This is a genomic window from Dickeya lacustris (assembly GCF_029635795.1).
GTDB classification, from domain to species: Bacteria; Pseudomonadota; Gammaproteobacteria; order Enterobacterales; family Enterobacteriaceae; genus Dickeya; species Dickeya lacustris.
Genome location: NZ_CP114280.1, coordinates 3,605,822 through 3,625,078, shown reverse-complemented (window position 1 = coordinate 3,625,078; position 19,257 = coordinate 3,605,822). Strand labels below are relative to the sequence as shown.

At 53.6% G+C, this 19,257-nt stretch carries 18 protein-coding genes and 1 pseudogene; 8 read left to right on the top strand and 11 right to left on the bottom strand.

What is annotated here, in order from left to right:
• The first annotated feature begins 135 nt into the window (after positions 1-135).
• On the top strand, positions 136-609 hold the full coding sequence (locus O1Q98_RS16355; protein WP_125258541.1) for a tellurium resistance protein TerW: 474 nt from the start codon (positions 136-138) through the stop codon (positions 607-609).
• A 128-nt stretch (positions 610-737) separates the two neighbouring features.
• On the opposite strand, the gene O1Q98_RS16350 is transcribed toward O1Q98_RS16355, so the two are convergent.
• From O1Q98_RS16350 to O1Q98_RS16320, 7 genes and pseudogenes are all read right to left on the bottom strand, one after another.
• Positions 738-1,007: a hypothetical protein gene (locus O1Q98_RS16350; protein ID WP_125258540.1), complete on the bottom strand. Its 270-nt coding sequence runs from the start codon at positions 1,005-1,007 to the stop codon at positions 738-740.
• Between the two features lie 6 nt (positions 1,008-1,013).
• Positions 1,014-1,259 (bottom strand): hypothetical protein, encoded by a 246-nt coding sequence (locus tag O1Q98_RS16345; RefSeq protein ID WP_125258539.1) that lies wholly within the window; start codon positions 1,257-1,259, stop codon positions 1,014-1,016.
• A 384-nt stretch (positions 1,260-1,643) separates the two neighbouring features.
• On the bottom strand, positions 1,644-2,849 hold the full coding sequence (locus O1Q98_RS16340) for a conjugal transfer protein TraF (RefSeq protein ID WP_125258538.1): 1,206 nt from the start codon (positions 2,847-2,849) through the stop codon (positions 1,644-1,646).
• A 312-nt stretch (positions 2,850-3,161) separates the two neighbouring features.
• A pseudogene (locus O1Q98_RS16335) lies at positions 3,162-3,371 on the bottom strand (DUF2255 family protein); the annotation flags it as partial.
• Positions 3,372-3,423: 52 nt separating this feature from the next.
• Positions 3,424-3,717, bottom strand: coding sequence for a YciI family protein (locus O1Q98_RS16330; protein WP_125258537.1), 294 nt, complete (start codon positions 3,715-3,717; stop codon positions 3,424-3,426).
• Between the two features lie 14 nt (positions 3,718-3,731).
• Positions 3,732-4,307, bottom strand: coding sequence for an NAD(P)H-dependent oxidoreductase (locus O1Q98_RS16325; protein WP_125258536.1), 576 nt, complete (start codon positions 4,305-4,307; stop codon positions 3,732-3,734).
• Between the two features lie 195 nt (positions 4,308-4,502).
• On the bottom strand, positions 4,503-5,447 hold the full coding sequence (locus tag O1Q98_RS16320; RefSeq protein WP_125258535.1) for an aldo/keto reductase: 945 nt from the start codon (positions 5,445-5,447) through the stop codon (positions 4,503-4,505).
• A gap of 158 nt (positions 5,448-5,605) precedes the next feature.
• Here O1Q98_RS16320 and O1Q98_RS16315 point away from each other — a divergent pair, with 158 nt between their 5' ends.
• Positions 5,606-6,508, top strand: coding sequence for a LysR family transcriptional regulator (locus O1Q98_RS16315; protein ID WP_125258534.1), 903 nt, complete (start codon positions 5,606-5,608; stop codon positions 6,506-6,508).
• A gap of 94 nt (positions 6,509-6,602) precedes the next feature.
• Here O1Q98_RS16315 and O1Q98_RS16310 read toward each other — a convergent pair whose 3' ends face one another.
• Together O1Q98_RS16310 and O1Q98_RS16305 are read right to left on the bottom strand one after the other, a co-directional pair.
• Positions 6,603-7,559, bottom strand: a complete 957-nt coding sequence (locus O1Q98_RS16310; protein ID WP_125258533.1) for a DMT family transporter — start codon at positions 7,557-7,559, stop codon at positions 6,603-6,605.
• Between the two features lie 201 nt (positions 7,560-7,760).
• Positions 7,761-7,955 carry a 4-oxalocrotonate tautomerase gene (locus O1Q98_RS16305; protein WP_125258532.1) on the bottom strand — a complete coding sequence of 65 codons (195 nt, stop codon included), beginning with the start codon at positions 7,953-7,955 and terminating at the stop codon, positions 7,761-7,763.
• Between the two features lie 115 nt (positions 7,956-8,070).
• Between O1Q98_RS16305 and O1Q98_RS16300 the strand changes: the two genes are divergently transcribed.
• Positions 8,071-8,982 carry a LysR family transcriptional regulator gene (locus O1Q98_RS16300; protein ID WP_240632725.1) on the top strand — a complete coding sequence of 304 codons (912 nt, stop codon included), beginning with the start codon at positions 8,071-8,073 and terminating at the stop codon, positions 8,980-8,982.
• A gap of 4 nt (positions 8,983-8,986) precedes the next feature.
• Here the strand turns inward: O1Q98_RS16300 and O1Q98_RS16295 are convergent, their stop codons facing one another.
• Entirely contained in the window at positions 8,987-10,450 is a 1,464-nt protein-coding gene (locus O1Q98_RS16295) for an MATE family efflux transporter (RefSeq protein WP_240632724.1), read from the bottom strand.
• Positions 10,437-11,966 (bottom strand): efflux transporter outer membrane subunit, encoded by a 1,530-nt coding sequence (locus O1Q98_RS16290; protein WP_125258531.1) that lies wholly within the window; start codon positions 11,964-11,966, stop codon positions 10,437-10,439. Before O1Q98_RS16290 ends, O1Q98_RS16295 begins: the two co-directional genes overlap by 14 nt.
• 123 nt (positions 11,967-12,089) lie before the next feature.
• Between O1Q98_RS16290 and O1Q98_RS16285 the strand changes: the two genes are divergently transcribed.
• From O1Q98_RS16285 to fabF, 5 genes are all read left to right on the top strand, one after another.
• Positions 12,090-12,707: a TetR/AcrR family transcriptional regulator gene (locus O1Q98_RS16285; protein ID WP_125258530.1), complete on the top strand. Its 618-nt coding sequence runs from the start codon at positions 12,090-12,092 to the stop codon at positions 12,705-12,707.
• Positions 12,708-12,799: 92 nt separating this feature from the next.
• Positions 12,800-13,906, top strand: coding sequence for an efflux RND transporter periplasmic adaptor subunit (locus O1Q98_RS16280; protein ID WP_125258529.1), 1,107 nt, complete (start codon positions 12,800-12,802; stop codon positions 13,904-13,906).
• Positions 13,903-16,968, top strand: a complete 3,066-nt coding sequence (locus O1Q98_RS16275) for an efflux RND transporter permease subunit (protein ID WP_125258528.1) — start codon at positions 13,903-13,905, stop codon at positions 16,966-16,968. The genes O1Q98_RS16280 and O1Q98_RS16275 overlap by 4 nt, the downstream gene beginning before the upstream one ends.
• 40 nt (positions 16,969-17,008) lie before the next feature.
• Positions 17,009-17,821 carry an oxidoreductase gene (locus tag O1Q98_RS16270; RefSeq protein ID WP_125258527.1) on the top strand — a complete coding sequence of 271 codons (813 nt, stop codon included), beginning with the start codon at positions 17,009-17,011 and terminating at the stop codon, positions 17,819-17,821.
• 60 nt (positions 17,822-17,881) lie between these two features.
• A complete protein-coding gene (gene fabF / locus O1Q98_RS16265) occupies positions 17,882-19,168 on the top strand; it encodes a beta-ketoacyl-ACP synthase II (protein ID WP_125258526.1) in 1,287 nt (428 codons plus the stop codon).
• Positions 19,169-19,257: the final 89 nt, after the last annotated feature.

Sequence of the window (19,257 nt, the reverse complement as noted above, 5' to 3'; positions counted from 1 at the left end):
AATTGAAGCATTGGATATAAATGGAAATAATTCCCAGCAAATTGCGGAGTATGGGCAAACTCAACAGCAAATACAGCGCACCCTATCTTGTATGTACTATAGAATTTATTAACTGACTACAGGTACTCATTGATCATGCAACTCAGTACAAGACAAGCACGTATTTTTCGCCTGGCGGTACTGCTAGGTTCAGGCCAGCCGGTGCCAACAAAAAAAATTATCATTCAGCTCAACTGTTCAGAGCCTACGTTAACCCGGGCACTAAAGGAATTGCGCGAAACGTATTCTGCCGAAATCAAATACAGCAAAGCCACACACTCTTATCAACTGACTGAGCCCGGCATGCTTGATAAGAAAACCATTCGCAGAATGAATAAAACGCTCAACATGTGGGTCGATATTAAAACAGGTGATATCGTTAACCACGTTTCACTGGATAAGGAGAAAAAGAAGGCTGTCTCTCTCTCATTACGAATGTCTATTCTACGAAAAATTGATCATGTTGCTATTCGTGCCGAAATGACGCGTAGCGATGCTGTAGAGCTATTAGTCGAGCGCTATATCGCTGAACTATCTGCTACATTAGAAAAAAAGAACATACCAAAATAAGGACTCACCAAAATATCTCACCACTCACGTTTTCCTTCACTAAAAATTAGTGAGGATTGCACTTAAAAATAATACGGTGAGCTAATCTCTATTCAATACCACAGATGAAAATCCGAGGTAAAACACAATCAACCACCGGGTAGCTGCATCACTCCCAGCCCACCTTCAATAATCTCTTTAAGTGTTGCAACAATTCGAATTACATCATCAATCTTCTTATCCAACATATTAATCTCACTATCAAGTGAGCATGACTGTTTTTTTAATTGCTCCAGCTCATCGGTTAACTCTGCTAGTTTCTTGATTGCTTTACTACCGCCACCACCGTTAAAAACCGCATCCTCTAATCTCTTAACTCTAAGATTTATATCCACAATGAAATCTTCAAGTTGAGTCATAAAGCCTCACATAAGTTTAATGGTGCTTAACAATAAAAATACGTAACCAATTGTCATAATCCATAATGTGACACGGGTAGATAAATCAGCTCTCTCTCTTTTCTTTTTGGCCGCATCGACCAACCCCATCGTCTCCTCATCTTTTTTGAACGCCTGTGGATTAAAGTATAGGTCATAAATCGTTTTACCACCCCCGGCAAGAAAACAGATTAACGTCCCGACAAATGCCATTGGCTGCTCTATCACCATCATAGGTATTTCACCTCTAATTTCAAAATATTTTCCTCAGCCATTCGTAAACCATATTGCCATTTATAAATCAACAAGGGATTAGCAACTATGAATAACTCATTCAATGCTAATATTCACAGAGTTTGAATGGTGGGGAGTGTCTATCCTCCACATTTATAATACATTATAACAGCCGCTCTTTTTATTATTCAGGCTCAAATGTAATAAAATACAATGCTCTATTATTGAATGGTTTATCCACCAGTACGTATTTCTCTGATTAACAAACAGAATATTGCCTTCTCCTCTCTCAACGCTTCTGACAGCACCACCCCATGCGCCTTTCCACGGGGTGATGCGATAATACGGGGTGATGAGTGCTTATCTAGCGCGTGGCTGACAACATTAAAACGTAAACGACAGTTTTGCCGCCGCGCCATAGGTATTGCTGCTGGTGCCAACCATACCGGTCAAGTCAAGGTGTACCAGATTGAACGGCGACAGGCCGACACCGGCGGTAATCAGGCTTCTGTCGCTGTCTTTCAGGTTGGCGCGGTAGCCGGCGCGCAGTTGCGCCCAGTCCCAGGCATTCAGCTCGGCACCCAGGCTGGCATACTGGTTTTTCTTCTCACCGGCAAAACCGCTGGCGGGCGTCAGGTCAACGTCACTGGCGAACGTGACGGTGCCATTGCTCCAGGCTGTGCCGACGGTGGCCTGAGGACGGATATCAAAGGTGCGTTGAATGCCATTAACGGTTTTACTGTCGATGCTGCGGGCTATCAGGTTCTGCCCGACCAGGCCCACGTTCCAGTTGGGGGTTAAATCCATCGCCACGCCGACATCGACGTTGCCGCCGGATTCGCTATTTTTGAATTCACCATTACGAAAATCCGACGAGCTGTAATTATTGATGCCGACGTTGTAGTTGTAGAGATAGACCTGCTGGAGCTTCGGCGTGATACCAACAGAAACCGAGCGCCCGGCCAGTTCGAGGGATCTGGCCGCCGAAATACCGTATTCGGTGACAATCGCGCCAACCCCTTCAGCTCGCGAGGTCAGTGAGTTCAAATCAGCCGTGGTCGGTATCCTGCCCGCGATAACCGAGTCGAGATACGCGAGATCGTTTTCTGTCACCACCGCTTTAGCGCTGGCAACCCCCCAGGCTTTGGCGGTGAAAGCAAACGGCAACGTGCTGTTTGGCACGGTAATGGCCGTTGAAGCCGCCGCATCAACCGTGCCGCCTTTGCCCGCGATATCCTGAAAGGCGTTTTTCAGGTTCTGCGCTGATGCTGCCGCATTGGTACGGCTGCCCGTCACCTGCTTGTAGTTGTCCCAGCTGTTTTTCACCGCATCGAACTTGTCTTCAATTTTATCGGGGTTAGATACCGTGGCGCTGACAGAAGGCAGAATCAGGCTGACGTGGTCATGGCTGTTAAATTTGGTCAGTAATGCGGGGTTAACCAGGGCCGCCGAACTGTAGTGCGAGGAGGCCACACCGGTACCGCCCATCGCATCGTTGCGGGCATCAGACCAGGTGCCTGCGGCGATAGAGGCAACAGGGATCGTCGCGAATACACCGACAATCACCCGGGAAATGTATTTTTTCTGCATGACAGAGCTCCTTTTTATTAAAAATAATCACCGTAAAGGGATACCCGCTCATCTTTTCAGTCTGATTAGGATTCTCGCCGGAGATACTCTGTAACAGATAAAATCCTTTTTTTATAGTGACATAGAAGGCTAACTGCTGCGTTACCACCCAAACATCCCACTATAGATACCGTGATTTTCAGGCGTTTATTGAAAAAAAAAGCCCGATAGTCTTATATCCAGCTATCGGGCACAAAATATCAGGTTTAAAAAATCGTTTATGCGCTTTCGCATTATTATGCTTATCATCATTCAGATAATCGCAGCATAAAGGGCGTCAGGCAGAAGAGTCGCCTGATACCATCGCGAGCCGACACCATGGGATGCACGAACAAAAAGTCGCGAGTCTACTAATGGTGGGGAGGATCACACTGGCCCAATCCGCGTCGGGGTTCAGGTAGTGCGCCTATCCGGGTGATAAGGCGCAATTTTTAAATCATCGGCATGATGAACTTTTGATAACAGCTCTGGGTTCCGCTTCACCCTATTCTCTTAAAAAGAGTGATTGTCGTAAGCAGGCAATCACCCTTTTTTATTACACTTGAAAACGCTGCAACTCTGCCGCAATCATTTTGGGCGTAAACGCATTAACCTCATATTGCGCCAGATGGGGATAATATGAATCCTCAGCTAAAATAGTGTCTAACTCCTGGCGGCTTTCTGTTTTCGCTATAATGACGCCCGAGCGCGCGCGATCGGTATAAGGCCCAATTATCAAAAACTTTCCGGCATCAAAATATTTTTTAAACCATGCGCTATGCTGCGGGAAAAGTGCCTCATGCTGTTGTTCGGCAACAGCGGTATTAACCGTAATATTCACTATATACATATAATTCCTTATTCTCACACCGCAACATTCAAATCGGGCACAAGTGCGATAAGCGCGCCGATCACACGGTCGGCATGTTCTTTAGCCGTTTCCCTTTGCTCGGCAATTTTTGCCTCATCACGCCCGGCATAACTGATACCACAGCTATAAATCGGTGCCTGCAACTCCAAATTACAAAGCGTTGCCGTTGTTTCAAACTGAGCCAGATAGTCCTGAATATCATGTTTAAAAAAACCGTCTGGTGAATATAACTCTATTGGCGCACCGGCGGTGAAAGACACAATAAGTTTCTTGCCCCCTAATTTTGCCGTTGAACCATGGGCAAAGCCGTGTAAAAAGACTAAATCTATCCACAGCTTCATTAAGCCAGGAACGGAATACCATGAAAAAGGAAATTGCCATACAATGACATCCGCATTCAACAATGCCTGCTGTTCATCCGCCACATTGATTTTATAATCAGGATAGAGTGTATCCAAACGTCGAATTTCAACATCGGGTAAGGTATGTGCAATGGCATTGATAATGGTCGCATTACCAACGGACTCCGCTAAATTCGGATGCCCGGAAATTACTAATACTTTTGACATAATATATTCTCTAAGAGCGTGAGTTAATTCACTGCATATAATAATAAACAGTTTGATTCATATTTTTTAGCGCATGAATGGTTCAAGGACTGTCAACTCAAGGTTAATAGTCTCTCTGTTTTTTATAATAACTACCGTTTTCCCTGACTATTCAGCACATCTCTGTCACTTATTTCTCGCAATGACATACGGCCATTATTGATGTTCTTCCCAGCCACCGCGCGTATCCACACCACTTTCCTGCGCCAGCGCTTCCAGCATAGCAACCTCATCAGCGCTCAGGCGTAATGCAGCGGCGCTCGCGGCATCCGTGACATGGTGAACTTTAGTCGCGCCGATAATCGGTAACGTCCCTTTGTAAATCGCCCAGGCAATGGCCACCTGTGCCGCGTTCGCCCCTTTTGACGCACCTATCATGCTCATCGCATCGGTTAGTTTTTCCAGCTGTGGCAATAGGCCATTGTAGGTCGCCGCCCGGCCACTGCCTGATGGCATTGGGTGCGTCGAATTATATCGACCACTCAGCGCGCCTTGCTCAAGCACCATATAGGAGAAAAACGTGATGCCATTTTCCCTGCAATAATCGAGCACGCCAGCCTGTTCGGAGTGGCGATACAACAAACTGTAGTGATTTTGTACTGCACTAATCGCAAAACCCGCCTCAGCTAAAATTGCATTAGCACGCTGAATCTGCGCCAGATTATGGTTTGACACCCCTACCCGCTTAATCTTGCCGCTTTGTAACAGCGGGATCATGCCAGGCGTCCATTTCTCAACATCATGGGCGTTGTGAACCCAGTAAATATCGATGTCCTGAACCCCCAAACGTTGCAGACTGCTTTCCAGCATCGCCGACACGGGATTAGCGGCATGATTATCAGCAATTTGCGGCGTAAACTTGGTCGATAGCACCACACTATCGCGAGGGCGCTGGCGCAACTGTTTACCGAGCGCGGTTTCCGAGCTACCCATGCCATAGACAGCAGCGGTATCCCATAAATACAGGCCCTGCTGCATCGCGGCATCGAATACGGCCTGCATTTGCGTTTCCGTCAGGTTGTTGCCAAAGACGGTATCGCCACCGGCAAACCCCGCGCCCCATGACCAGGTACCTAATGCGATTTTGGGTAATGATTTCATTGATGTTTGACTCCCTTGGCTAACAACACAATCGATGCAATGAGTGGGTTACGCAGGCAGTATAAGCTCGCTTTTTCCATAAGATTAGGCCACCGTTGACTCAAGGATTTTTAGCCTATGGTTAATAATCATCGGGTCGATTACAGCGAGAGCGTGCCATGAATAACGTCATTTACAGCCAGATCCGCATCTTCCAAGCCATTGTGCGCGAAGGAAGTATTTCCGCTGCCGCCAGAAAACTCGGCATCACGCCCCCTTCGGTGAGCAAGGCGCTGAAATTACTCGAACACTATACCGGCCATCCCTTATTCATCCGCACAACGCGGCGCATAGAACTGACTGACACCGGTCAACAGCTATTACAGCAAACCTCATTGGCCGTGGAATCTCTTGAGCGGGCGCTGGAAAATGTGCGTGATTTACATCAGGTGCCATCAGGGTTGGTGCGGATAACGATTTCAAGGTTTGCTTATCTGCTGATATTGAAACCGTTTATGGCCGAGTTCTGCCGAGCCTACCCTGAAATACAGTTGGAGATTTCCGTTTATGACGGAACCGTCAACATCATTGATGAGAAATTTGATTTAGGCATTCGGTTCGGTGACATTCTCGAAAGCAGTGTCATTGCCAGACAATTAATGAAGCCCTTTCGCGAAGGCCTCTATGCCACCACCAGTTATCTCGATGCCTATGGTACGCCGCGCTCCCCGTCTGACCTGCAAAAACATCGGCTGATTGGCTACCGCTTTATAACCAACAATCGCATCCTTCCCCTGACGCTGGAAGAAAACGGCGAGCAATTAACGGTAGAAATGCCTTCACCATTGATCAGCAATGATATTGAGGTCATGGCAGACGGTATACGTCATGGTCTTGGCATCGGCAGACTTTTTGAACCAGTTTGCAAACTTCAGCCAGACAGCGCCGATTTTATTCCTGTAATGGAGCCCTACTGGAAAACCTATCCACCGGTTTATCTTTATTATCTAAAAAGTGCAGTAAAAACCAAAAGAATAAAAACCTTTGTTGATTTCATCCTGCAAAAATCAGCCGCTATATAGAATAAAAAAACCATCAAATGGCATTCGATATAATGCCATTTATTGGCGCACGTAAAAACAACAGTAAAAAGACAGTAAAAAAAAGACAAAAAAATCAGTGAATACGCACAGGAATAACACTATTTTTTGGACTACGGTATCTAAGATAGAGGTTATTCAAGATAAGTGCAGCCCCTGTTATACATGCACCAGTAATTTCAGGCATACTCGGCTCCACACCTATTATGGCCGAAATTGAGAATGCGGTAATTGGCACTACATCCATAAAGAGCACCCCATTGAGTGGGGTAAGGATCTTGTTGCCAATATTCCAGCACAATATCCCAATAAAACTGGCAACAATCGCGGTATAGAAAACATGGGGAATAACAAATAAAAAGTCACTGACCGACGGCACTGATACTAACCCAGTTAAGTATAAAATACCATTAATAACCAATACACTGCTCATGCCCAGGCATGTCGTTAAGGCGGTATATTTTATCGCAGACCATGAAGGGAAAAATGAAGCACCTACCGTATAAATAACCCAGCAGAGCGCGCCAAAGATAATAAGTACATTAGCTTTATAGTTAGCAGGTGAATCAAATAAACTACTATAATGCCCTTTAGTAATTACCGTCATCACGCCAAAAAAAGACATCATGATGAGCCCAATAGATATCGCAGGAGGTGCAACTTTACGTAACACCCAATTAACAAGAATGCCCAGCATCGGCATGGTTGCCATCATGATTGACGTCGTCAACGCCCCATTTTCCCCAGCCATTTGCTGACCAAGGAAGACGAAGAATCCAAAGCCGACAAACGCAGCCGAACCCAATAACCAGGCCAGACCAACGCGTTCGCCTTTTAATTTCAGCCCGGATTTACCCTCACGTAGATATAATGCAATCAATAATGCGATACCAGCAAAACCATAGCGCAATGTGGTAAAGGTATAAGGATCAAAACGCAGGAGAGCACTGGTCATAATGGGAAATGTTGCCCCCCATGACAATGTTGCTATAAGACAACAGATGACACCTTTTGAATAGGAATTTTTCATCATTGAATATCTCGGTTATATATCATAAAAAATTACTCACACCATTTTCAATGGTATAAGTTAGCAAGAATACTATACCCGAAATAATTTGAGTTGCAGGAAGGCCTGCGTACCAGCAACTTGAAGTATAACGGGTATATATTAAATAAGGTTAATTCATAAGTTAACCAGCACAGCCATTATGCGCTGACTATCGATATTCATTTACGCAGGAAGTGAGTTGGCGGGTAGTTCTCCCCCTTTTGCCCAGTGCGCCTTAGGCACCTCAATAATCACCACATCAACACTCTCCGGCTTACATTTTAAGGTTTCAACCGCAACGTTAGTCACTTCACGCGCAAAATTGCGTTTTTGTTCATCCGTACGGCCCGGTTGCATTTCCAAACGAATAATTGGCATATTTCCTCTTATTTTTTAGGACACTCGATTGAGCATCGACAACGTTATCTTTACTTAAACAGGTATAATGATAAATATGTAAAAGGTTCATTGAATTAAAACCTATAGGTTCTTAATGATGGATAAGCTTGCCGGAATGGAGATGTTTGTCAGGGTGGTTGAATGCGGCAGTTTTACCGCCGCTGCGGATATCAGCGGCGTCTCAACGACCATGGTTGCCAAGCAAATTCGAGCGATAGAACAACGACTTGGCGCTCGGTTATTACACCGAACAACACGATGGCAACAGATGACGGAGGTCGGGCAGCTCTACTTTGACAGGTGTCGCCGGGTGCTGGCAGAAGTGTCCCTGGCCGAAAATAGCGCGATGGAATTACAGGCAACCCCCAAAGGGTTGATTCGCATGGTCTCCCCCGTCAGTTTTGGCAGCCAGCGCTTAGTGCCGGAATTGAGCGTATATATGTCAAGAAACCCGGAAGTCGATATTATGCTGACGTTGGATAATCGGGTTTCAAATTTGATTGATGGCAATTACGAACTGGGTATTCGGATTGGCGAAGTCGATCAGCCGGGGATCGTTGCCAGGCCATTACGTCCCTATCGCCGGATATTGGCCGCATCGCCAGACTACATCAAGCAGCACGGCGCGCCAGTACACCCCAGTCAGCTGACTCACCACAGTTGTCTTGGGATATCGTACTGGTTACATCAATACCGCTGGGATTTGATTGGGCCCGATGGCGAAGTGTTTCAGGCTTTTGTTAATGGCCGTTTTATGTCCAATCACGGCAATGCGCTCAGGATTGCTGCACTGAATGGCTGCGGCATCGTACTGCAACCTGAGTCGATTTTACTCGACGACATCTCTCAGGGTCGGCTGGTGCAGGTTCTGCCTGACTGGTCATACAAACCCACACCGATGTACCTGATTTACCATCAGGACAGCCGCCCTTCCATAAAACTGCGCAGCGCGATCGATTTTCTCATCCAACGCTTTGGCGCTGACCAACACCGCGATGCCAATTAGCCGTTTATTCCACGCGTTGCTCGTCAAGCCTTGGCTTAGATGAGTGGCGACAGCGACGCGTTTGATTGCCTGCGCGCATCATCATTACACGCCCGACGATAATGTTCGCCACCAGCGTCATCGCGCCATAAACGCCTGCACTTAACGCAACGATGTTAAACAGCGCGGATAAATCGGCGTCAAAGTGCGTTACGGCCAGCCACCCCGCTAATGCGGCAATAACCATACGCACAGTGCCGACCAGTACCGGCCATAGCACGCGTTTCGCGCCCTGAGCGGCAAAATAGAGCGCCATGCCGACGCCTATCGCCCCGTAAAACGGCGCGACGTTTTGCAGATAGCGGCTTCCCACCGTCAGGACGGCTGGCTCGTCGCTAAACAGCGTGAGCCACAGGTGAGGATACGCCGCCACGCCAAGCCCGATTAGCTCGGTAAAGACAAACGCCACCCCAGCGCCAACCCAGGCGATACGCTGCGCGCGCTGTACCTGCCCGGCACCAAGATTGACACCCACCATCGTCATGAGCGCTGTTCCCAGGCCAAACAGCAGCGGAATTTGCAAATAATCCAGCCTTGACGCGATGCCGTACCCGGCAATGGCATCCGGCCCAAAGCGCCCTACCGCTGCCGTAACCACGGCAACGGTTAAATTGATTTGCACTGTCCCAATCGCCGAGAGCAAGCCAACGCCGAGAATATCCTTAAATAACCGCGCCCTCAGCGGCGTTGCCTGTAAACGAATAACACTACCGACAGCGCGCATATGCCTTATCAATAACAGGGCAGAGAAAAGGTAATAAATAAGAACCGCCACCCCCGCACCGGCAACGCCCAATGATGGCAGCGGCCCCCACCCTAAAATCAGGGCGGGCGACAACGGCAATAACAGCGCCACCCCCAGCAACGTAATGCGCGCAGGCGTTTTGGCATCACCGGCACCGCGCAGTGCCGCCGATAATAACGCAACGCCCCAGATAAGCGGCGCGCCAGCAAAGATAACGCCGGAATACGTCAACGCCGCCGCAAGCGCGGGCCCTTCCACCCCCATCATGTGATATAACGCCTTGCCGCCGATAAGCAGTGCGGCGGCAAAAGCCACGCCCATCACGCCAGCAATCATCACACCGTGCCACACCAGCGCCTGCACATCCTGCCACTGACCGGCACCGCTGGCGCGCGCAATAGCGGAAGACAATCCGCCGCCAATACCGCCGTTCGCCATCATTTGCATCAGCATCAGCACGGGGAAAACCACCGCTACGCCAGCCAGCACATCCGCGCCAAGCGAGCTCACGAAATAGGTCTCTATCACACCCACCAGCGTTTGCACCACCAGCACCGTCACCGTCGGCACCGCCAGGCGCAACATCACCGTCAGTATGGGCCCGGCCAGCATAGCTTTGGCGAGCAGCCCTGCGCCGGGTGCATCGCTGCGATTCACGTTTGACGATAATTTATTCATTTTCATTCGGCGCACCCGATGTTGCGTGTTCTTGAGGTGATGCCACGCCATGATTTCCGCGCATCGCCAGCGACGACGGCTGCGGTGTTTCGGGTTGCCAGCCGCCGCCAAGCGCCTTAAACGCCGCTACCGCTGCGCGGGCTGATTCGGTTTGCGCCTGCAGGCGCGCATCCGAGGCGCGCAGCACGCTGTCGTCAGCGTACAGCACCTCAATCAGGCTGACGGTGCCTTGCTGGTAGGCGGCAAAGGCGGCCTCCCGCGCCCGCTGTAGCGAATCCACCCCTTGCGTCAGCGTCTGCGCTTGCGCTTCACGGTTCAGTTGCGCCGAAAACGCGTTCTCTACCTCTTCCGTCGCTTGCAACACCGCTTGCTTATAGGCCGCCAGCCGCTCGGCTTCCAGGCCTTTGGCCTGATTAATTTGCGCATTGATACGGCCAAAATCGAATAACCGCCAGCGTAATCCCACCACAGCGGAGGATTGATTGGCCGCGCCAGAGAACAGGTTGCCGCCAGACACCGTTGTCGCGCTGCCGAGCAACCCGCTGAGAGAAAATTTGGGGTAATACTCGGCCATCGCCACGCCAATACCGGCGCTGGACGCGGCCAGCCGACGCTCTGCCACGATGAGATCTGGCCTGCGCCGCAGCAAGTCACGCGGTGAGGCGGCGGTGGCTATCGGCGGCGCAAGCGGAATGGCGCGGACGTCTGCCAGCAACGGGCGATACGTTCCCGGCGTAGACCCCAACATCACATCCAGAGCGTTCATCGCCGCATCCAGCGCATTTTGTAGCACCGGTACGGATGCCTGCACCTGCGCCAGCGCGCCCTCGGCCTGACTCACCTGAAGTTCCGCCGCCAGCCCCTTCTCATACAAACGGTGAAGGGTTGAGAGCAACGTCTGCTGGGTTTGTACCTGCTGGCGGGCGACGCTCAATCGAGCCTGTAGCCCGCGAATCGTGATGTAGATATCGGCGGTTTGCGCCGTCACCGACAGGCGAGTTGCCGCCAACCCCGCCTCCGATGCCTGATACTCGGCAAGCGCCGCTTCTCGCCCACGGCGCAGGCCACCGAATACATCCAGCTCCCAACTGACGCCAAGATTGGCCTCGTAAGCATTGCCGTAGCGCTCAAACCCCGGCGTTGCGCTCATCACCCTGCCAAGCGGGGTCTCAACCGACTGATAAGCGCGGCTCCCCTGAGCAGAAACGTTGCCGGAAGGCAATAACGCGGCATTGGCCGCGCCAAGACCGGCCCGGGCCTGCATCACACGCGCCGCCGCCTGCGCAAGCGAGAGGTTTTGCTGCCGGGCCTGCATCACCAGGTGGGTTAATTGCGGGTCGCCAAACGCTTCCCACCAGCCAGACTGCTCGGTGACAGTCGCCGTATGCCGTTGATTTACAGCCGCCTGACCAAGATATTTCTCCTGCATGGCAAGGTCGGGCCGGGAGTAATCCGGGCCAACGGCACAACCGGCGAGCAAGCCTGCCGTAGCAAGAGCGATGAAGGGGAGCCTCGGTAACATATTTTTTCCCATGTAGACACAGCACTGAATTGTGACCATATTACAAATTAGTCACTCGTTGTCAATGAGGAGGTCAACGGGTAAACTGCTGCCATGTATTACCTCAGGGGTCAATTGCAGACGATGAGTAAAGAAAACCCTTATCCCGTGTCGAACCGGGGCCCGGCCGATCATGATGTGCGGGATCAGATAGTAAGCGCCGCAACAGAGCACTTCAGGCTGTATGGCTATGATAAAACCACCGTTTCCGACCTTGCGAAATCAATAGGATTTTCAAAAGCCTATATTTATAAATTCTTTTCATCCAAGCAGGTTATTGGCGAGATGATTTGCGCCAACTGTCTGAAAAAGATAGAAGAAGAGGTGCGTGCCGCCATCGACGACGCTGACCGGCCGCCGGAAAAATTGCGCCGGATGTTTAAAGCCATCATCGAATCAAGCCTGCGGTTATTTTTTCAGGACAGGAAACTGTATGAAATAGCCGCCTCCTCGGCGCGCGAACGCTGGCAATCGGCGATCGCCTACGAGGAGCGGATTCAGGTACTGTTGCAGGATATCTTGCAGGCAGGGCGACAGAGCGGCGATTTTGAACGTAAAACACCGCTTGATGAAGCCACGGCCGCCATTTATCTCGTCATCCGCCCCTACCTCAACCCGCTGATGCTACAACACAGTTTTGATTACATCGACGAAGCACCGGCGCAATTGTCCAGCCTGGTGCTGCGCAGCCTGTCGCCCTAGCACAACGTGCATCAGATTAAAGTGACTATTGACTAATTTGGTCACATGATTAAAGATGAGTCTCCTGATTAATCCTCAAGGGGACTCTCTATATGGCTCGTCGCAGCCGCCTTTCATTTGCAGTCATCTGCGCATTGCCGCTTGTGCTGGCCGCTTGCGGCGAAAAAGCACCCTCCGATCCACGCACTCAAGCGCCGCTGGTGCGCGCCGCAATCGTTCAGGCGGCGGGTATTGAGTCACGCACCTTCACGGGAACCGTCGCCGCAAGGGTTGAGAGCGAGTTAGGGTTCCGTGTCTCCGGTAAGGTGCTGGAGCGACTGGTGGACACCGGGCAAGCGGTCAAACGCGGGCAAGCGCTGATGCGTCTTGATCCTGTCGATTTGGAGCTTGCCGCACGCGCACAGCAAGAGGCCGTAGCCGCTGCCCGGGCGCGGGCGCAACAAACCGCTGAAGATGAAGCGCGTTATCGCAGCCTGCGCGGAACCGGTGCGATATCGGCATCAGCCTATGATCAGGTCAAAGCGGCCGCTGACACAGCCAAAGCCGATCTCAGTGCGGCGCAAGCACAGGCTGACGTCGCCCGTAATGCCAGTCGTTACGCCGTTCTGATTGCCGATGGCGATGGCATCGTTATGGACACGCTGGCCGAACCCGGTCAGGTGGTTAGTGCCGGTCAGAGCGTGGTGCGCCTGGCTCAGGCCGGTCAGCGGGAAGCGCTCATCCAATTGCCGGAAACGCTGCGCCCGGACATCGGCTCCCGCGCACTGGCAACGCGCTTTGGCAAAGAAGACGTCAGTATTCCCGCCACGTTACGGCAACTGTCCCATACCGCAGACCGGCTAACGCGCACATTTGAAGCGCGCTATGTTCTGCAGGGTGAACTGGCCAACGCGCCGCTGGGCAGTACGGTGACAATCCAGATCCCCGTTGAGCAAAGCGCCGCGCAGCCGGGTTTTCAGGTGCCGCTGGCCGCCGTGTTTGATGCCGGAAAAGGGCCGGGCGTGTGGGTGATTCATGGCGAACCGGCAACGGTAGCCTGGCGGCCTGTCGCTATCCAACACATGGGAGATGACGATGCGCGCGTCACCGGGCAAATACAGCAAGGTGAGCGCATTGTCGCACTCGGCGCGCATCTGCTGCATGAAGGCGAAGCGGTGAGAGTCTCAGGCCCTGACGCTGCTGCGGGGGGCCGCCCATGAGCGAACACCGTTTCAACCTGTCGGCGCTGGCGGTACGCGAGCGCGCCATCACCCTGTTCTTGATTTTCCTTATCTCGGTCGCCGGTATTCTGGCGTTTTTCCAGCTTGGGCGCGCGGAAGACCCGCCGTTTACCATCAAGCAGATGACCATTATCACCGCCTGGCCGGGCGCAACGGCGCGGGAGATGCAAGAGCAGGTCGCCGAGCCGCTGGAAAAGCGTATGCAGGAACTGCGCTGGTACGATCGTACAGAAACCTACACCCGGCCCGGGCTGGCCTTCACCATGGTTTCGCTGATGGACAGCACCCCGCCCTCGCAAGTTCAGGAGGAGTTCTACCAGGCACGCAAGAAACTCGGCGATGAAGCGAGGAAATTGCCTGCTGGCGTCATAGGCCCCATGGTTAATGATGAGTATGCCGACGTCACATTCGCGCTGTTTGCGCTGAAAGCCAAAGGTGAACCCCAGCGGCGGCTGGTGCGCGATGCCGAAGCGTTGCGCCAACAGTTGCTGCACGTTGCCGGGGTGAAGAAGGTCAATATCATCGGCGAGCAATCCGAGCGCATCTTCGTTTCATTTTCCCATGATCGGCTGGCCACGCTTGGCATCACGCCGCAGGATATTTTCGCCGCGCTTAACAGCCAAAACGTGCTGACGCCAGCGGGTTCTATCGAAGCCAAAGGGCCGCAAATTTTCGTGCGTATCGACGGCGCTTTCGACAATCTGGAAAAAATCCGCAGAACGCCCATCGTCGCACAGGGACGCACATTGCAATTATCCGATGTCGCGACCGTCGAGCGAGGCTATGAAGACCCCGCCACCTTTATGGTGCGCAACAATGGCGAGCCTGCGCTGTTGCTTGGCATCGTCATGCGCGATGACTGGAACGGGCTGGCGCTCGGCAAAGCGCTCGAGGCAGAAATCACCGACATTAACGCAACGTTACCGCTGGGCATGACGCTGACCAAAGTGACCGATCAGGCGGTCAACATCAGTTCGGCGGTCGATGAGTTTATGGTCAAATTCTTTGTCGCCTTACTCGTTGTGATGGTGGTGTGTTTTGTCAGCATGGGCTGGCGCGTCGGCATTGTGGTAGCCGCAGCGGTGCCACTCACGCTGGCGGTGGTGTTTATTATCATGGCCGCCAGCGGCAAAAATTTCGACCGTATCACGCTCGGCTCGCTTATTTTGGCGCTGGGCCTGCTGGTGGATGATGCCATCATCGCCATCGAAATGATGGTGGTGAAAATGGAAGAGGGCTACAGCCGCATCAAGGCCTCCGCCTATGCCTGGAGCCACACCGCCGCGCCAATGCTTTCCGGCACGCTGGTGACGGCCATCGGCTTTATGCCCAATGGCTTTGCCCGCTCTACCGCCGGGGAATACACCAGCAACATGTTCTGGATTGTCGGTATCGCGCTGATTGCCTCATGGGTGGTGGCGGTGGCGTTTACGCCCTATCTGGGGGTGAAGTTGCTGCCGGACATCAAGACGGTCGAAGGGGGGCACGAGGCTATCTACAACACCCGCCGCTACAACCGTTTTCGGCAGGTGCTGACGCAGGTGATAGCCCGCAAATGGCTGGTCGCCGCAACGGTCATCGGCCTGTTTACCACGGCGGTGCTCGGCATGGCGGTGGTCAAGAAACAGTTCTTCCCGACCTCCGATCGCCCGGAAGTGCTGGTTGAAGTACAAATGCCGTATGGCACCGCCATCGAGCAAACCAGTCTCGCAACGGCAAAGGTTGAAGCCTGGCTTGCGAAACAGCAAGAAGCCCGCATCGTGACAGCCTACATCGGCCAGGGCGCGCCGCGCTTCTTTCTGGCGATGTCGCCCGAATTGCCCGACCCGTCGTTTGCCAAAATCGTGGTACTCGCCGGTAACGACAAGGAGCGTGAAGCGCTGAAATTGCGGTTGCGCGAAGCGATTGCTGACGGGCTGGCTCCCGAAGCACGGGTGCGCGTAACCCAGATTGTATTCGGCCCGCCGTCGCCGTTCCCTGTGGCCTACCGCGTGATGGGGCCAGACCCGGACACGCTGCGCGCGATTGCGCATGAGATTGAAGGCGTCATGCAGGCAAGCCCAATGATGCGCACTGTCAATACCGATTGGGGGTCACGCGTACCGACGCTGCACTTCACCCTGAATCAAGACCGTTTGCAGGCGGTGGGGTTAACCTCCAGCTCCGTCTCTTCGCAGTTGCAATTCCTGCTCAGTGGCATCGCGCTGACCGATGTGCGTGAAGATATTCGCGCCGTGCAGGTCATTGGCCGCGCAGCGGGCGACATTCGTCTTGACCCGGCCAAAATCGCCGACTTTACCTTGGTCGGCTCGGCAGGGCAGCGTATTCCGTTATCGCAAATCGGCACCGTTGACGTGCGTATGGAAGACCCAATCCTGCGCCGACGCGACCGCACGCTCACCATCACCGTGCGCGGCGATATCGCCGACGGGCTGCAACCGCCGGATGTCTCCACCGCCGTCATGAAACAGCTACAGCCGATTATCGACGACCTCCCTGCCGGTTATCGCATCGAGCAGGCCGGTTCTATCGAGGAGTCCGCCAAGGCGACTCAGGCGATGCTGCCGCTGTTCCCCATCATGATAGCCCTCACGCTGCTTATCATCATTTTGCAGGTGCGATCGATTGCGGCGATGGTGATGGTGTTCGCCACCAGTCCTCTGGGGTTGATAGGCGTGGTGCCGACCCTGCTGCTTTTCCAGCAGCCGTTTGGCATTAACGCCCTGGTCGGCCTGATTGCGCTGTCCGGGATTTTGATGCGCAACACCCTGATCCTGATTGGGCAGATTCACCACAACGAACAGGCGGGATTAGACCCGTTCCGCGCGGTGGTCGAGGCCACGGTGCAACGCGCCCGGCCAGTCATCCTGACGGCGCTGGCGGCGATTCTGGCGTTCATCCCGCTCACCCATTCGGTGTTTTGGGGAACGCTGGCCTACACGTTAATTGGCGGCACGCTGGCCGGAACCATCCTGACGTTGGTGTTCCTGCCAGCCATGTATGCCATTTGGTTCAAAATCAAACCGACCCCTGCGTCTTGAGCGATTATCGACGCTTTTAACTGATTTCGGAGAAGTTGTGATGTCAAAAGCCCATAAAGCCCATGTTGTTGTCGTCACCGGCGTATCGTCAGGCATCGGACGCGCCGTCGCCAAGACCTTTGCCGGCCAAGGGTGCAAGGTCTTCGGCACGGTGCGCAACCTCGCCTCGGCCCCTCCCTTACCCGGCGTGACGCTTATCGAAATGGATGTGCGCGAGGATGACGCTGTAAAACGGGGGATTCAGTCTATCGTTGAGCAGGCACAACGTATTGATGTACTTATCAATAATGCAGGGACAAGCCTGGTCGGTGCGGTAGAAGAAACGACGACGGCGGAAGCGCACGCCCTGTTTGAAACCAACGTGTTCAGCATCATGCGCACCGTACAAGCCGTGCTGCCGCACATGCGGGCGCAAGGGCGCGGGCGGATAGTCAATATCAGTTCGGTACTCGGTTTCCTGCCCGCCCCTTATATGGGGCTGTATTGCGCCTCCAAACACGCGGTGGAAGGGCTCACAGAGAGTCTGGATCACGAGGTACGCCAGTTTGGTATTCGCGTCACGCTGGTTGAGCCCTCGTTCACCCGAACCAATCTCGACATCAACGCTCCGCAGGTCGGCGCGCCGCTGGACAGCTATGCCCGTGAGCGGGAGCAGGCGTCACGGGCGATTGTCAACAGTGTGAAAAATGCGCCTGACCCGCAGGGCGTCGCCGACACCGTTGTCAAGGCGGCGCTGGGGCCGTGGCAGATGCGCCGCACACCGTCGGGGCAGGCCTCTTTGCTGCGCAAACTGCGCCGCTTTATGCCCGCCGGCCCGGTGGATGCCAGCTTACGTAAAACCTTTGGCCTTTAAGCCGCGATGCCACGCACTTGATGCCACACGCGCTGATGACTTTTTAGAGGTAAATACACTATGGGTACGGGAAATACGGTACGCATCGTCGTGACGGGAACAGGGATTGTCTCGCCATTGGGCTGCGGCAGCGACGTCGTGTGGTCTCGTCTGCTGGCCGGGCAATCGGGGATTCGCACGCTACCTGCCGAATTTACCGAGGGAACCGGGGTGTTGATAGGCGCTCGGGTACCAGACCGTCAGGAAGATCCGCAGGCGGGCTATGACGCAGAGGATATTATCGCGCCCAAAGAGCGCAAGAAAATGGATCGCTTCATTGAGTTTGCGCGTGTAGCGGCAAAAGAGGCGCTCGATCAGGCGGGATGGCACCCCAGCGAAGCGTCGCAACGCCTGCGTACCGCGACCATTATTGCCTCTGGCGTCGGCGGGTTTGGCGCCATCGCCGAGGCGGTACGTACAACCGATACGCGCGGGCCGCGCCGGTTGTCGCCGTTTACCGCCCCCTCGTTTCTCGCCAACATGGCGGCAGGCCATGTCTCTATTGCGCATGGCTTCAAAGGGCCGCTCGGCGCACCGGTAACGGCCTGCGCCGCCGGGGTGCAGGCCATTGGCGATGCCGCGCGGCTGATACGCAGTGGCGAAGCCGATATCGCCCTGTGCGGCGGCACGGAAGCCGCGCTGCACCGCACCACCCTCGGCAGTTTTGCGGCGGCGCGCGCGCTATCAACCGCCTTCAACGACAGGCCACAACAGGCATCTCGTCCGTTTGACAGCGAGAGAGACGGGTTTGTCATGGCCGAGGGCGCCGGGTTGCTGGTCATCGAATCCCTCGAGCATGCGTTGGCGCGCGGCGCACGCCCGCTGGCGGAGCTGGTCGGTTATGGCACCAGCGCCGATGCCTACCACTTAACCGCAGGCCCGGAGGATGGCGAGGGCGCTCAACGCGCAATGCAACTGGCGCTCTCTCAGGCCGGTATCACCGCCGATGATGTTCAGCACATCAACGCTCATGCCACTTCGACGCCGGTCGGCGATCGCGCAGAGCTGAGTGCGATTCGCTCGCTGTTCGGTGCCCCATCCGACGTCGCGATTACCTCAACCAAGTCCAGCACCGGTCATTTACTCGGCGCAGCCGGTGGCGTTGAAGCTATCTTCACCGTGCTGGCGCTGCACCATCAAATCGTGCCCCCGACGCTCAACCTGAGCCACCCGGATGCGCTGGCCAGCGGCCTGAATCTGGTGGCGGCTCAGGCGCGGGCACTGCCGATGCAGTACGCGCTGTCAAACGGGTTTGGCTTCGGCGGGGTCAATGCCAGCGTGCTGTTTCGCCGCTGGGACGCCGATTGAACACGCGCAGCGAAAGCAGAGAAATTAACACCAGGGAAATTAACACCAAAGACATTAAAACCCGAGACATTAAAACCAGCGCGGATTAA

Coding starts and splice junctions, on each gene's coding strand:
- O1Q98_RS16315 (WP_125258534.1), top strand. CDS start 5,606: ATGAATAACGTCATTTACAGCCAGATCCGCATCTTCCAAGCCATTGTG.
- O1Q98_RS16330 (WP_125258537.1), bottom strand. CDS start 3,717: ATGTATATAGTGAATATTACGGTTAATACCGCTGTTGCCGAACAACAG.
- O1Q98_RS16340 (WP_125258538.1), bottom strand. CDS start 2,849: ATGCAGAAAAAATACATTTCCCGGGTGATTGTCGGTGTATTCGCGACG.
- O1Q98_RS16305 (WP_125258532.1), bottom strand. CDS start 7,955: ATGCCAATTATTCGTTTGGAAATGCAACCGGGCCGTACGGATGAACAA.
- O1Q98_RS16345 (WP_125258539.1), bottom strand. CDS start 1,259: ATGATGGTGATAGAGCAGCCAATGGCATTTGTCGGGACGTTAATCTGT.
- O1Q98_RS16295 (WP_240632724.1), bottom strand. CDS start 10,450: ATGAAAATGAATAAATTATCGTCAAACGTGAATCGCAGCGATGCACCC.
- O1Q98_RS16300 (WP_240632725.1), top strand. CDS start 8,071: ATGATGGATAAGCTTGCCGGAATGGAGATGTTTGTCAGGGTGGTTGAA.
- O1Q98_RS16275 (WP_125258528.1), top strand. CDS start 13,903: ATGAGCGAACACCGTTTCAACCTGTCGGCGCTGGCGGTACGCGAGCGC.
- O1Q98_RS16290 (WP_125258531.1), bottom strand. CDS start 11,966: ATGTTACCGAGGCTCCCCTTCATCGCTCTTGCTACGGCAGGCTTGCTC.
- O1Q98_RS16320 (WP_125258535.1), bottom strand. CDS start 5,447: ATGAAATCATTACCCAAAATCGCATTAGGTACCTGGTCATGGGGCGCG.
- fabF (WP_125258526.1), top strand. CDS start 17,882: ATGGGTACGGGAAATACGGTACGCATCGTCGTGACGGGAACAGGGATT.
- O1Q98_RS16355 (WP_125258541.1), top strand. CDS start 136: ATGCAACTCAGTACAAGACAAGCACGTATTTTTCGCCTGGCGGTACTG.
- O1Q98_RS16280 (WP_125258529.1), top strand. CDS start 12,800: ATGGCTCGTCGCAGCCGCCTTTCATTTGCAGTCATCTGCGCATTGCCG.
- O1Q98_RS16310 (WP_125258533.1), bottom strand. CDS start 7,559: ATGATGAAAAATTCCTATTCAAAAGGTGTCATCTGTTGTCTTATAGCA.
- O1Q98_RS16285 (WP_125258530.1), top strand. CDS start 12,090: ATGAGTAAAGAAAACCCTTATCCCGTGTCGAACCGGGGCCCGGCCGAT.
- O1Q98_RS16270 (WP_125258527.1), top strand. CDS start 17,009: ATGTCAAAAGCCCATAAAGCCCATGTTGTTGTCGTCACCGGCGTATCG.
- O1Q98_RS16325 (WP_125258536.1), bottom strand. CDS start 4,307: ATGTCAAAAGTATTAGTAATTTCCGGGCATCCGAATTTAGCGGAGTCC.
- O1Q98_RS16350 (WP_125258540.1), bottom strand. CDS start 1,007: ATGACTCAACTTGAAGATTTCATTGTGGATATAAATCTTAGAGTTAAG.